Here is a 14,523-nt window from a genome sequence, read left to right as displayed (position 1 = left end):
GATTGAAACGCGAGCGAGCGCAATAATCGCAGCATCAATGTTGGGTGTTGCAACCCATTATCCATTACAACAAGGATTGAAACGCATCATAATCAGTTACGAAACCTTCGCTGCTGCGTGGTTGCAACCCATTATCCATTACAACGACGAAAATTGGTATTTAGTGAGTATTAATTTGCGTCGCCAATTGCGCGACCGCGTGTGCCTCAAAATCCATTCCAACCAATTGATCGGGATTGAGTGAAATGGCAAAACCAATTCCGAAATGGTCAAGAATCCAGCGCAATGTCACCACCAATCCGCCGCCATAGCCGGGGAAATCGCGCACGAATGTTTTAGCGCGGTCGGGGCTGGTAAATAAAATTAACACCTTGCCGCCGTCATCTTGATTAATGGTTAATGGCTGCGCTCGCTGCGTAGTTTGTAATCCGCCAATGGTGTGCTGGTCATAAATCGGCATGAATACGTCCGACTCAATTAAAAACTGAATCAACGCCTCGGGCGCTATTTCGCCATTCTGCGCCGCGAGTAATTGCCGTTCTAATTCGTTTTGCGGGTGAAAATCAGCCGTTGTCATAAGTGTATTTCCAGTGGTTTTTTTGTGATTCAAGTCATAATTCATTGCGGGGTTGGATTGCGTATTCATTATTCACACATGCCCCGCGCTCATGTCAAACCGCTCAAACGTCATACTGAATTGCCCGCGCCCCTGCGTTAAACTTCTTAATTCAGTTGCATACCCCAATAACGCCGCAAGCAACACTTCGCATTCAATTCGCACGTCTTGATGGCGCATGGTCGTGCCATGAATCACCGCCCGCCGCGCCTGCAAATCGCCCAACACCGTGCCCAGATGATCCGCCGGCACCGTCACCTCCACGTGCATCAACGGATACAACGCCTGCGGCGCGGCCGCCGTCAACGCTTGATGCACCGCTTTGGACACGGCGGCTGCGAGCGCATCGGGCGAGCTGGCTTGACCAAACAACTCAACCGTCGTCACCGTCAGCGCGACATCCTCCACTGGTGCGCCGTGCAACGGCCCCGTCGCCAGCGCCAGCCGCGCCCCGTTTTCCAGCGCCAGCCGCTGCTCAGATTTCAACTCCGCCCCCGCCGGGCGCACCGCGGGCGTCACCGTCAACTGATTACCCGCGCTGCGCTCACGCGGCGTCACGGCCACCGCCACCCACGCCGTCAACGCCGCTTGCTTACCATCGGGCGACGGCGGGCGACTGTACAACGCCTCCGCCGTCACCGCCCGCGTCACCGTTTCACGCACCGCCACCGCCGGCCGGCCGCTGCGCACTTGCAAATGAAACTCGCGCTGCAACCGCTCCAACACGATTTGCAGGTGCAATTCACCCATGCCACGCAACAGCCGCTGCCCAGTATCGGCATCCTCTTCAACTTTGAACGTCGGATCCTCCTGCGCAATTTTATCCAACGCCTCCAGCAGCCGCTCTTCATCCGTACTGTGTAGCGGCTCGACGGCTAAACTCAGCACCGGCTGGCGCGTTTCAATCCGCTCCAACCGCAGCAGTTGACCTGGGCTACACAGCGTGTCGCCAGTGGTGGCATGGCGCAGTCCCGCCAGCAACACGATCTGCCCCGGCGCGGCCACGTCGAGTTTAATTTTGCGGTCAGCATCCACGTCAAACACTCGCGCCACCGTCTCGCGCACCCGCTGCCCGTCGGTGTTGAGAAATTCCACCACGTCGCCGGGGTGCAACTGCGAGCGGTAAATGCGCGTGAAACAATGCCGCCGCCCATCCCACAGTTGCACCTTGAACACCAGCGCGACCAGCGCGCCGCTGTCGCCCAACGTGACCGTTTCGGTGCTGCCGTCGGGGCGATGGGCGATGGCCGGCGGCCGATCCAGTGGCGTGGGCAGAAAATCCACAATGCCGTCTAGCAGTGGCTGCACACCAACATTGCGCAACGCACTGCCGGCGTAACAGGGGAATATTTGCCCGTTCAATGTTCCCAACCGCAGCGCCGCACTCAACTCAGCCGCGCTCGGCTCATCACCGGCTAACACCCGATCAGTCAGGCGCTCGTCCACCTCCGCCGCCGCCATCAACAGTGCCTCGCGCCAGCTCGCCACTGACTGCCACAGCGCCGGCGGGCAGGGCGTGGCCGTGACCACTTCGCCCTGTTCACCGCTAAACTGGAGCAGTTGCGCGTGGAGCAGATCAATCACGGCGGGTTGGTCTGGCACCGGCAGCGTCACGGCCACCGGGTTGATAGCAAAGCGGCTGCGAAGTTCTGCCACAACTTGGGTAAAATCAGCGCCGGGACGGTCGAGTTTGTTGATGAAAAACAACACCGGTAGCCCAAAATGACTGCGCTGGCGCCAGACGGTTTCGGTTTGCGGTTCAATGCCGCGCACGCCGTCGAGTACCAAAATCAGCCCGTCGAGTACCCGCATCGAGCGTTCGACCTCGATGGTGAAATCCACATGCCCGGGCGTGTCCACAATCTGCAACAGACACTCCCGCCAGTGGGCTTGCGTCACGGCGGCGGTGATGGTGATACCGTGTTCCTGTTCTTCCACCATCCAGTCCATGTGCGCGGCGCCGGCGTGAACTTCGCCGATCTTGTGCAGCGCACCGGTGTAGAACAGCAGGCGTTCGGTGAGCGTGGTTTTACCCGCGTCAACATGGGCGACAACGCCGATATTGCGCACTTGGGTCAGAGCCGGGGTGGGATGGGCGGGGGGGTGTGACATGGGCGGTGGGTGACGTTAACAATTTTTTGCAAAGAATAACTGAGGGCAATATGAGCATAACGCATGACATGACAGATGATGATGATGTGCCGCTGAGGCATCGGCGCTGGGCAGTGGCAGTATTGGCAACCGCGCTGGTGACGCTGGCACCCCCTGGCACGGCGGAGGTGTACCAACTGGCAAATCCGCAAGATAGCGTGATCGGTAAGCCATTTTATTTGCAAGTCAGCGCCGATCAAACGCTGCTGGATGTCGGGCGGCGCTACGGGTTGGGCTTTGATGAGATGAAGGCGGCCAATCCCGGCGTGGATATGTGGGTGCCGAAGGCCAATGCGGATGTCATGGTGCCAGCGCAGCAGGTGTTACCCGCCGTCGAACGGCAAGGAATTGTGTTGAATATCGCGGAAAAACGGCTGTATTACTTCCGTTCACCGACTGAAATCGAGAGTTTTGCCGTCGGGACGGGACGGGATGGCTGGGAAACGCCAGTTGGCAATTACAAAATTATCAGCAAAGTGAAGGATCCGACCTGGACGCCAACTGAATCAGTGCGCAAAGAACACGCGGCGGCGGGCGACATCTTGCCGGCGGTCGTGCCTGCTGGGCCAGACAATCCACTCGGGGCGTACGCCATGCGGCTGGATCGCGGCAGTTACTTGATTCACGGAACAAATAAACCCTGGGGCGTGGGAATGCAGGTCAGTCACGGCTGTACACGCATGTACCCGGAAGATGTCGAGCATTTATTTGGCGAAGTGGAGATCGGAACGCCAGTGATGGTGGTCAATCAGCCATACAAAATCGGCTGGTTAGGGGATACGCTGTATCTGGAAGTCAATGCGTACAAGGAGGAAATGCGCCAAAAACCGGTGGAGGAAATTATTCCAGCAGAGATTGCGAATGCGGACGGCGTACGGATTGATTGGGAAGAGGTGCGGCGAGTGCGGGATGAAAATGCCGGCCTCCCGCGTGTGATCGGTGGCCGGCAAGGATCAACCAGTTGGCATTACTTGGACATGATCTTTTGATACATGCGGTTGATGCGCTCTTCGTTGGCATCACAGCAGGCTTGCGCGGCGTTGGCGGCGTCCATCGCGGCCTTCGCTGAGTCGCGGGCTTCCTGATCGGTGGCACAACCGCCGAGCAGGGAGACGCTCAGAACGCCAGCGCAGGTCAAGGTCATCAGTTTTACGGTACGGGTCATTGCAATTACTCCAAATAAAAATCGCCACAGTTGGCGTTAAGTTGTTTTATAACACAGGGAACAAAACCAGCCGGATACACACTAAAAGATAATCTAGTAACACCGGCCTAACAATAGAAATGCGCGTTACAATTTATCACATCGATGACTGCATACAACGCTTGATGCCGATTTTACGGTCATCAGTACAAAGTTAGCAACTATGACGAGTGAGCATAGCGGAGTGATGATCTAAACGTCAATAAGCACGGTGCAAATAACGAATGGTCAAATAAATACCCGTATAAACAGCGACCCACATCACAGATTTAGTCAGTGCGCAACCGCATCTCCAATAACGCATTCACCTGCGCGGGATTCGCCTGCCCTCGCGTCTGTTTCATTACTTGACCAACAAAAAAACCAAATAACTTATCTTTACCCGAGCGATATTGCGCCACCTGTTGCGAATTCGCCGCAATCACGGCATCAATAATGGCAATTAACGCAGCTTCATCGCTGATTTGCCGCAAGCCCCGCGCCGCAATAATTCGTTCTGCATCACCATTTTCTTCACCCGCCCACATCGCCTCAAAAACCTGTTTAGCACTCGTGGCTGAAATCGTTTGATCCTGCACTCGTGCTAATAATGCGGCTAATTGATGCGCACTGACTGGACTGGCGCTAATCTCAATTGCCGCTTTATTCAAGGCGGCCGCTAATGCAGCATTCATCCAATTCGCCACCAGTTTCGCATCGCCAATCTGCTGCACCAATTGATTAAAATACGCCGCAGTGGCTTGGCTGGCAGTAATTGAAATGGCATCCGCCGCCGTTAAACTGTATTCCAATTGCAATCGCTGGCGCAGCGCATCAGGTAATTCGGGCAACTCCGCCGCCACTGCGTTCACGAATGCCGGATCCAGCGCCACTGGTAATAAATCTGGATCAGGAAAATAGCGATAATCATTCGCCTCTTCTTTCGACCGCATCGAGCGGGTTTCATCTTTCACTGAATCATACAGCCGCGTTTCTTGAATCACCACGCCGCCGTCTTCTAATAACTCGCGCTGCCGATCTATTTCGTATTCCAACGCCCGCTGTAAAAAGCGAAACGAATTGATATTCTTAATTTCAGCGCGTGTGCCTAATTGCGTAGCGCCAAGCGGCCGCAATGAAATGTTGGCGTCCATGCGGAATGAACCTTCCTGCATATTGCCATCACTAATCCCAATCCAGCGCACTAATTGGTGAATCTTGCGCGCATACGCCACCGCTTCGTGTGGTGAACGCAAATCCGGCTCAGACACAATTTCTAATAATGGGGTGCCGGCGCGATTCAAATCAATGCCACTATAACGCAATCCCGTCGCCGCGTCATTGATTGCAATTGCGTCAAATAATCCGTCTTCATGCACCGATTTACCCGCGTCTTCTTCCAGATGCGCCCGCGTAATGCCAATGGTTTTTAGTGTGCCATCATCCAAGACAATCTCCACCGCGCCGCGCCCAACAATTGGATGTTCATATTGGCTAATTTGATAACCCTTTGGTAAATCAGGATAAAAATAATTCTTGCGCGCAAAAATTGAATACTCGGCAATGTGCGCGTTAATTGCTTGACCAAAGCGCACCGCGCACCGCACCGCCTCCGCATTTAATACGGGTAATACCCCCGGCAAGCCCAGATCAATCGCACAGGCTTGGGTATTGGGTGGCGCACCAAATGCCGTCGCCGCCCCAGAAAAAATTTTAGAACTGGTGGCTAATTGCGTGTGAATTTCTAATCCAATGACAATTTCCCAGAGCATGGTTTTATTCCTAAAATTGAGCGGGTGATATTCTTAAAACAACAATGTCATTAAATATAAATTCGTAGGGTGTGGTAAATGTGCGAAATGTATCGCTCGCGGCAAACTTAATTGATACGATTCATTCATCACTGCATTCTACGAAGATTGTGCTGATCAATTAGGTTGCATGTTTATCCGATGAAGTATTTGATGCACTGGTATCAATCACAGTAATACGCACACCATCGCCGTCATCTTGTTCTTTCTCTAATGGCACAATCACCGGTTTAATACCGCCAGCGTCACCATCACGAAACAACCAAATAAATCCACCAATCATTGCCAAAAATGCCGCAAGCAAAATTAGATTAGTCCAAAACATCATATTCTCCATCAACTCACGAAAACATTTTAGTAATACAGTGTCAGCCGCCGCATTATTTAAACCTTATAGCCCATACGCAATCCACCCCAATGTCTGCCACCAATTACAATCGGTACTGAGACATCTTTCATCATTAAAAATACCCCGCCGCCCATATCACGACGATAGGTTTGAATTAAAAACGGTTCTTGATTTCTAGCGGCAGAAATTCCAGTTTTATCTGTGAATAACCGCCGATTACGACAATTCGCCGTATTCCATGCAATATTCTCTTCTGTCAATGGCTGGCGTTGCGGGTGTGAATACTTAGAATTATGCGTTGGTAAAAAACCATTTCTATCTACAGCAGCGCAAAACACCACTCTTGAATCAAATTCCAATATCGAATCTAATAATTTTAATAACAAACGATCCGTCAATTCCACAAATGCAGTGCGGTGTTGTAATGGGTTGGTATTAGCAATTGGAACGTATTTTTCATCAAACAATTCGGGCATCGTAATCACATGATTTGCGAGCGCCTCTTCAAATAATGCGCTAATTTTTTGACCAACTTCAACAACTTTGTTAATAAATGGTAAATCCGGCGTTGCAACTGCATTTGCCGCAAATAACCCCATTAATTTTTCGATATTTTTCGACGACTCCGCCACTGAACCATCAATGTTTTTTAATTTAGTATCCGCAAGGTGTATTTTTTCAGCAATATGCGCTAAATGTGTTTCAGCACATTGACACCGCTGCAAATTGTCGGCGGCAATGTCACTTAATCCCAACACCGTTCCACGCACTTGATTGACGACCGTACAGGCATCGGTCACTGACGTGCGCATGTGTTGTGATAATTGCCCTAATTCACTTGCATTTTGATCGGCATGGCGACTTTCTATTACCGAACGCCCGACATGTTGCACGACCGTAGTAATGACTTCTTTAATTTCGCCTAATTGCAACTGAGTCGCTCGGGCTAATGCTTTGACTTCACTGGCCACCACTGCAAAACCACGCCCCGCATCGCCCGCCCGCGCCGCTTCAATCGTCGCATTTAATGCTAATAAATTCGTTTGGTCAGCGATTTGGTGAATAGTGGCAATGACATTATTCAATCCTGTTAATGAACCCTGTATTGCCGACAATTCTTGCGCTGTGTGACGCACTGTTGACAACAATTGATCCATTGCCTGCGTTGTTTTAGCGGCAATCTGATCTGAAGTTTCAATATCTGCCAGTGCCTTGTTAATCACGGGTAATAATCCTTGCACGGGATTACTAATTTGTTGATTAGCGCGTGTAATCTGTTCTAATTGCGTAGAGGATTCAGTTAATAACGACGATTGTTCAGACACATGAAATGAAATGACATGAATTTCATCCGCTGCTTCTGCGATATTCACCGCAAGATTACCAATACGTTCAGCCGTGCGATATAAAACCGATTCTTCAATTATCTGCTGTTGCGGTGAGTGAAAAGACGCTGATGATTGAGCCTGTGAAGGCTCGCGTTGTAAAAACCACCATTTCATTAGCGCCTCCGATAATAATAACTGTCATTCGCAGCGTGATTAGACCTGTTTTGACAGTGTGAGTAGTATCACTCTGATTTATAAATTTTTATTTTTGCTACATCCGCAGAAATGTGAGGATTTTAGCGTTGCTAACCCCTTGTTTTATAAGTGTTAGAACAAGTCTATTGTAACATCTAGCTAATCGCCTTGACAGGATGAATTGGGTGCATCTGATGCACATTCATATTTCGCATCTTCTGCCGCCGCCCGCCGCGCAATTTCTAATTGCCGCCGTAATTCCCACACCTCGCGCCGCTGTTCAACGCGCTTTTCCCACGCATCCGCGGCTTCTTGAATACTGTGTTCACCAAATAATACCTGACGCAAAAAGCGATAACCAAACTGCAATAATTCTTCATCAGATTGGGCTAATTCAGCATAAAAATCCGCTGGTAATTGATAGGTGGCACGGAAATTATCACTACAGACAAAGCGGCGAAAGCGATCTAAATCATAACAAGCCATAAAAAATAATTGCAGACTTGGTTGCGGTAATTGTCCAATACTCGGGCCTGCCGATTTTTTCTTTAATATCAATTGATACCAGGGGCGATTCATATCATCATATTCCACAACGCCTTGCTCTTGTCGATAATCATCAATTGCAATGCGGCGGTCGGTTTGATGCCCTAAACAATGCGGTTCGGTGATTAAAGAGTATTGTTCTTTAGACGTTTTGGCATCTTTTTCTTTTAATGCCAATAATGCGATTGGATAATAACGACACACCGTTGGTCGGTCTGAATACACGCCACAACCGCTATCACCCGCTAATTGCAAACAGGCGCCGGTATTATCCGTTTTTAATTTAATACCGGGCAACCCATCACTATCCATTTGAAATGGCACGGTGTACTGTTCAAGAAAAGCGCTGGAATCTAATTGAAGCCGGTGTTTAAGCCGAATAACATCATAGGGAGTCAGCGTCACATCCGCCTGTTTGCAACACGCATTGAAACATGCAATATCAGGATGACACCGAAATGGAATCGTATGGGTGCAATCTAATACCTCGGGATGAATAGCACTCTGGAAAGGCAAGGTCGGTTGGGAGTCATGGGACATAATGCTAAAACCGCATAATGAAAAAATAGCCATGCAAAAACAAAAAACCGGGCATCTTGCGACACCCGGATTTTTCACTTACCAATCACATCGGTCAATCAGACGATCAACCATGTTGCGCAATTACTTAAATAACTTGCTCTTGTCAACCAAGTCAACATGCGCACGTTTAAAGCAATTCCACGTTTTGCTTTCCTTGTCGTAAATGGAATTAACGAAACATTTCCAATTCGTTTCATCCACGAAGTTATAATCCATCCGATAATAGAAACCCGGGTAACGGGATTCTTCACGGAATTGAATATGCTTCATATGTGCTTCGGCGGTGAGAATACGATGGTAATTCTCCCAAGCGCGTAACAATTCATGCAAATCTTTTGCACGCATCTTTAACGCATCTTCCTTGAGCATTTCCAACTTCATTTCCGCCACTTCCATCATCTTGGCGTTGGTTTGATACATGGTGGACACGCCCGCGACGTATTCATCCATGATCTTTTGCAAGCGGAATTGCAGCATTTTTGGCGTGATGTAATGCGGATTCACATCAATTGCGGTGCTGTAATCTTTATTATCCAGATAATTACGCACTGGACGATAAATCTCCGCCACTAAATCCGCTACGCTTTCGGCCAATTCAGGCTTATGGTCTTTATTATCCATACAGAATTTGACCATCGCCTTTGCCGCCAAGCGCCCTTCCGCATGAGAACCAGAAGAGAACTTATGCCCTGATGCACCCACGCCATCCGCCGCGGTGAATAAACCTTTAATAGTGGTCATGGAGCGATAACCCCAATTCCAACCGCTCGGTAAATGCGCCGGAATCTTGCCCTTATCGGCATGTTCTTCACTGGTTGGAGCGCCGAGGTCTTCTGGCCCTGAGACCCAAATACCACAGCACCCTGAATGAGAACCAAGCAAATACGGTTCGGTCGGCATCAATTCAGAATTTTTCTTTTCTGGCTCGATGTTTTCACCCGCCCACACACCCGCTTGACCAATACACATGTCAAGAAAATCTTCCCACGCCTCAGCTTCGAGGTGTTTAATTTCCTTTGGCGTCATGGTTTCGGCCAATTTGCCTAATGCCGTGACTGTGTCCATGTAAATTGGACCACGCCCTTCTTTCATTTCCTTCATCATTAAATGATTGCGCAAGCAAGATGCTGGCACTTTCGCTTGACCATAGGGCGGGAAATCGTCAAGCAATTCTTTATTGGTTTCCATATAAATTTCGCCAAACGCATTCGTTGCTTTGGCCTTGAATAATAGAAACCACGCACCCACTGGGCCATAACCATCCTTGAACCGCGCTGGAACAAAGCGGTTTTCCATCATAGTTAATTCAGCACCAGCTTCGGCGGCCATTGCATAGGTTGAGCCGGCATTCCATACTGGATACCAAGCGCGACCGGTGCCTTCACCGACTGAACGCGGCCGGAAGATATTCACGCAACCGCCGGCAACTAATAAACAGGCTTTGAACTTATAAACATAAACCTGATTTTCACGGACTGAGAAACCCACCGCGCCCGCAATTCGGTTTTTATCGTTCTTGTCATTGACCAATTTAACGATAAACACGCGCTCTTGAATACGATCAGTTCCCAGCGCCTTTTTAGCCGCTTCGGCGACAATCCATTTATAGGATTCGCCGTTAATCATAATCTGCCATTTACCAGAGCGGACTGGCTTGCCACCGTCAACTAATGGCTTGCCTTCATCCCCCGGCTGCTTCCAAATCGGCAAACCCCATTCTTCAAATAAATGGACTGAATCATCCACATGCCGACCAAGATCATAGGCCAAATCATCGCGGGTAATACCCATCAAATCATTTGACACCATGCGGGCATAATCCGCTGGGTCTTGTTCTGAGCCAATGTAGGTGTTAATGGCTGATAAACCCTGTGCAACGGCACCAGAGCGATCCATTGCTGCCTTATCAACTAATTTGACTTTAATATCAAAGCCTTGCGCTTTAGCGGCGTCTAACCAGGGGCCAATTTCATACGCCGCACCACATGCGCCCATTCCACCGCCAATGATAAGAATGTCAACTTCTTCTTCGACGATCTCGGGATTACCGAATTCTCCTGCCATGTTTATTTGCCTCTAAAAATACTGTCATTGAGGTTGCAATTTGCGTCTTAATTATTAAGACGATGCGCGGCTGTATTATTTACGGATCAATTCACTCGGATCGCCAGTTTTTTGTACGCCGCCCAATGTGAAATATCCCGGCGCACCAATTTTACTAATGTCGGCAGCAGGTTTATCGCCATACGGATCAATTGACCCTTCGGGCGTGGTACGAATAGGAAACTTAAAGCGTTTCATATTGCCGTTACGGAACTTAATTGTCCACATAATTGAATCAGTGCCGCGCAATGGTTGCACCGATGCACCCATTGGCACCACGTCAGCATAATGACGTGCTTCAATTGCCTGTTGCGGGCAAATCTTTACACAGGAATAGCATTCCCAGCATTGCTCTGGTTCTTGATTATAGGACTTCATTGCCCAACCGGTCTCAGAACCGTCCTTGTCGAGTTTCATTAAATCGTGTGGGCAAATATACATGCAAGCAGTCTTATCTTGACCCTTGCAACCATCACATTTATCAGTACGAACGAAGGTTGGCATGTGCTTTGGCTCTCCTTTAATTATGGCGCCTTTAGTAATGAGCCAGACTGGGATAGTATTCCGCAGCCTGACCGAAAAAATTTACACACGATAGGCATAAATAACGCAGTTGTCAAAATAGTATTTGCACGACAAAGCATAAGTGATGTTTATTGAATACCCAAACATTCACTCAACAATTCTTTCTAATACAACAGGATAGATGCAACTTGTATCATAGGTAGGGATCGCCTTACCTATTAGAGATATAACTAAATATCTAGAGTGACCGAGACAAACGGGTAGTACGCAGTTAAATCGTACATCATTTACGTCAATGTCAAGTGCGCCTCGCATTTTTTAATAGATAACAACAACTAGACTGCGGCGGTACAATACGAGCTAGACCAATTTAACATGTTCAATAACATCAGGTTTAAGCGTGATAAATGATGATCTATTTTATTTCGCTACGATTGTTTGTACAGGTTGATTTGAACGCGCTAGTGCTTGAGTTGTCTTTAAGCTGTCAAACAAAGTTTTATTCGCCACCTTGATTGCTGGAATGTCAAAAACATCGCGCCGCATAGTATTAGTTGATGGCAATTTTTTTGAACGGTTTAGTTCGCGTTTCGTAGAGCCTGGAGCTGATGTTTTATTGTCATCAACCTCGTTAGGCAATGAGGTTGCATTTGATGTGTCTAATAACCGATCAACACGCAATGCTTCCGTTAGTTGCAGCTGCCACGCAGGAACTAACGTTTCTAATAGCACATCTAATTCAATTAACAATGCTTTATCTGCCTCCTGTGCTGATTGCATTGCGGGTAATACCTGTGTCGCACTGTGTCGTGCCTGACGCAATTCTTCAATACGCCGATTTAAATCTTCCCGCGTGTTATGCAAATCATGCAGAGTTTGGAGCCGAACAGGATCATTATCACTTGCATTGACCTTTTCAGCTAAACGCGGCAGGGTTTCAGTATCTAATTCATGCAGCTTGACTTCACCTGCGGCAATAAAACGCTCTAATTCACGCGAGTAATGCAATTTTGCATCATATAACTGTTCTAATTTCGTGATTTTCGCTTGATATTGCGTTCGGTATTCCACCAAAGTCATTATAAGTTGTTGCAATTGGGTACGGGTGTGCAAATACTGTTGTAAGAAATATAACAGCGGCTCGCTATGGCCGAATAATCGCGCAATCCAATTGGGTTGAATACGCGGGTCTAATTTTTTTATATCAAATTGCGTGAGTATCTGCATCATGGTTTCTAGTTGTTGATGCAGAGGTTGTGTGTCTTGACCAAAAACAGCCGCTACTTGTGCAGCGACCGCTGCTAATTGTTGCTGTGGTTTTGCACCGAAATGAAGAATTGATGAGCCATCACTTAAATCTATTTTATCAAGCAGGCGCTTCATTTCCTGCTGGGTTAAAGATGCAGTGCCTGGCGGTGAGGCGACTTCATTGGGCATTACGCAATAATTGTTGGGTGTGCCCGACACGGCATCACTAATAGTGGTGAGCGATGGCACTTGAGTAGATGAAGGCATGATAATTCCCCAATAGCACAATGCCGCTAAAATACTTTACAAATATAAACGCCGCAGTGCTTGATGAACACTGCTTGATTCCCATAATTGATCGAAGTGGCGTCGCAGGCGCCGTACTTCGGCAGCAGAATTAAAATCCACTAATGTCAAACGTGGATTATGGCTGCGCGTTAAACAATAACCAACGCTGTCCGCTAATACCATACGGTCGCATTGCTCTGTCAATTCATCTGGCACCGCACGAATTTGAATGTCTGAACTCAAACGCCGCGCTAATTCAATAATGCGTTGACCGCGATACACCAGCGTTTCTTTATCAAATAAAAGAATGCGCACTGGCAAACGACCACGACGGGTTAATGCTAATTGTTGTACGGCATCAAATACGGTATCTGTGTCATACAGTGCAGGATCAAAATCCGGGGTTAATATTTCCAATGTATGGCGGGTTTGCGTGGCTAATGTAGCAATGGTTAGCCCTAATAATGATTGTTTCGGTAAACTCATGCGCCCAGCGGTCACGCCTAATGATCGCCATGTAATATCCATTGGCAACATGGCTGTCTGATCCATTAGCACCATGCGTTGATAATAGCCATTTCCTGTATCAATGATTGTACCATCTAATTGAAATCCCCAGCGGCTATAAAAATCAATTGCCGACAATGGTGCTAATAACCAGGTGGTTGGATACCGCCGTTCTTGGGCAGCGCGCAATAGGGCGGTTAATAACCCCGTGCCGATGCCTTGACCGCGCCAATTTGGTAAAACGAGCATTCGTTCGATTTGCCCAGAAGTCAAGAGACGGGCGGTGGCGACCGGTTGCGTGGTGGAATTAACATCGTCTGTTGATGCAATCATGCTGGCAATGGCTAAAACGTGCAGGGCGTGTGCATCCTGCATGTCTGAATCTAATAATGTTGATCCGTCCTGGGCTGTCATTAATACTCGCCGCCGCAATGCACAAATGAAATGATGATCGTGCGACCAGTCCGCGTAACGCAATGTGATGTTTGCAGGTTTTGATAATGACATTGTGTCACCATTGCTAAAGGACAATTCGCATTGACGGCAGTGCTGTTGTGTATCGAGATAGTGCCTATCCTACTACTGGGTTTGGATGTTTGCGAATGGGCCGGTTGTGATTGCGTGTGGAGTGAGTTGATGATGTGAACACTCAATCAATCATTTTGTGCTTTATGATGGTGCGGTGCTTCACTTAATCGTTCCATCAGCGCAAATAAAACGCCTGATACAACAAAAGTCATGTGAATACCGACGCGCCACGCGAGAGTACGATCTGAAATGGTGCCAATTTGCATAAAATCGCGGAGCAATTCAATTGAAGAAATGGCGACAATCGAACCAATTAACTTGAGCTTTAAAGCACTGGAATCAATTTTGCCCATCCATTCCGGACGATCAACATGTTCTTCAATCATGTCAATTTTTGACACAAAATTTTCATACCCACTGAAAATAATCATCAGCAATAAATTAGCGATCAGTACCAGGTCAACCAGTTGCAAAATATACAGAATCAGTTGGGTGCCAGTTGAATCAAAGATGTGCGGAATAATGTGGATAAATTCTTGCCCAAATTTGATTAACAACATCAA

13 protein-coding genes are annotated in these 14,523 nt (G+C 48.2%); 1 reads left to right on the top strand and 12 read right to left on the bottom strand.

Annotated features, from left to right (window positions below; translation table 11 throughout):
- Nucleotides 1-160: 160 nt before the first annotated feature.
- On the bottom strand, nucleotides 161-577 hold the full coding sequence (locus HUK38_RS13720) for an SseB family protein (protein ID WP_182584900.1): 417 nt from the start codon (nucleotides 575-577) through the stop codon (nucleotides 161-163).
- 72 nt (nucleotides 578-649) lie between these two features.
- Entirely contained in the window at nucleotides 650-2,728 is a 2,079-nt protein-coding gene (locus tag HUK38_RS13715) for an elongation factor G (protein ID WP_182584899.1), read from the bottom strand.
- Between the two features lie 50 nt (nucleotides 2,729-2,778).
- Here HUK38_RS13715 and HUK38_RS13710 point away from each other — a divergent pair, with 50 nt between their 5' ends.
- Nucleotides 2,779-3,756 carry a L,D-transpeptidase family protein gene (locus tag HUK38_RS13710; protein ID WP_238787676.1) on the top strand — a complete coding sequence of 326 codons (978 nt, stop codon included), beginning with the start codon at nucleotides 2,779-2,781 and terminating at the stop codon, nucleotides 3,754-3,756.
- Here HUK38_RS13710 and HUK38_RS13705 read toward each other — a convergent pair.
- The 10 genes from HUK38_RS13705 to HUK38_RS13660 form a co-directional block, all read right to left on the bottom strand.
- Entirely contained in the window at nucleotides 3,735-3,932 is a 198-nt protein-coding gene (locus HUK38_RS13705; RefSeq protein ID WP_182584898.1) for an alanine-zipper protein, read from the bottom strand. The two genes, HUK38_RS13710 and HUK38_RS13705, sit on opposite strands and share 22 nt — an antisense overlap.
- 308 nt (nucleotides 3,933-4,240) lie before the next feature.
- Complete coding sequence (gatB, locus tag HUK38_RS13700; protein WP_182584897.1) at nucleotides 4,241-5,722, bottom strand: Asp-tRNA(Asn)/Glu-tRNA(Gln) amidotransferase subunit GatB; 1,482 nt, start codon at nucleotides 5,720-5,722, stop codon at nucleotides 4,241-4,243.
- A 160-nt stretch (nucleotides 5,723-5,882) separates the two neighbouring features.
- Complete coding sequence (locus HUK38_RS13695; protein WP_238787675.1) at nucleotides 5,883-6,089, bottom strand: hypothetical protein; 207 nt, start codon at nucleotides 6,087-6,089, stop codon at nucleotides 5,883-5,885.
- A gap of 56 nt (nucleotides 6,090-6,145) precedes the next feature.
- Nucleotides 6,146-7,612, bottom strand: a complete 1,467-nt coding sequence (locus tag HUK38_RS13690) for a methyl-accepting chemotaxis protein (protein ID WP_182584895.1) — start codon at nucleotides 7,610-7,612, stop codon at nucleotides 6,146-6,148.
- A gap of 180 nt (nucleotides 7,613-7,792) precedes the next feature.
- Nucleotides 7,793-8,719 carry a YkgJ family cysteine cluster protein gene (locus HUK38_RS13685; RefSeq protein WP_182584894.1) on the bottom strand — a complete coding sequence of 309 codons (927 nt, stop codon included), beginning with the start codon at nucleotides 8,717-8,719 and terminating at the stop codon, nucleotides 7,793-7,795.
- A 123-nt stretch (nucleotides 8,720-8,842) separates the two neighbouring features.
- On the bottom strand, nucleotides 8,843-10,825 hold the full coding sequence (gene aprA / locus HUK38_RS13680) for an adenylyl-sulfate reductase subunit alpha (protein ID WP_182584893.1): 1,983 nt from the start codon (nucleotides 10,823-10,825) through the stop codon (nucleotides 8,843-8,845).
- A 75-nt stretch (nucleotides 10,826-10,900) separates the two neighbouring features.
- Complete coding sequence (aprB, locus tag HUK38_RS13675; RefSeq protein WP_182584892.1) at nucleotides 10,901-11,368, bottom strand: adenylyl-sulfate reductase subunit beta; 468 nt, start codon at nucleotides 11,366-11,368, stop codon at nucleotides 10,901-10,903.
- A gap of 441 nt (nucleotides 11,369-11,809) precedes the next feature.
- Nucleotides 11,810-12,904 carry a toxic anion resistance protein gene (locus HUK38_RS13670; protein WP_182584891.1) on the bottom strand — a complete coding sequence of 365 codons (1,095 nt, stop codon included), beginning with the start codon at nucleotides 12,902-12,904 and terminating at the stop codon, nucleotides 11,810-11,812.
- 36 nt (nucleotides 12,905-12,940) lie between these two features.
- Nucleotides 12,941-13,939: a GNAT family N-acetyltransferase gene (locus HUK38_RS13665; RefSeq protein ID WP_182584890.1), complete on the bottom strand. Its 999-nt coding sequence runs from the start codon at nucleotides 13,937-13,939 to the stop codon at nucleotides 12,941-12,943.
- 146 nt (nucleotides 13,940-14,085) lie between these two features.
- Nucleotides 14,086-14,523 (bottom strand): TIGR00645 family protein (locus HUK38_RS13660; RefSeq protein WP_182584889.1); only part of this gene is annotated, 438 nt, incomplete at its 5' end.

This window comes from Thiospirillum jenense (assembly GCF_014145225.1).
Lineage (GTDB): Bacteria > Pseudomonadota > Gammaproteobacteria > Chromatiales > Chromatiaceae > Thiospirillum > Thiospirillum jenense.
This window is presented reverse-complemented; position numbering and strand designations above follow the sequence as displayed.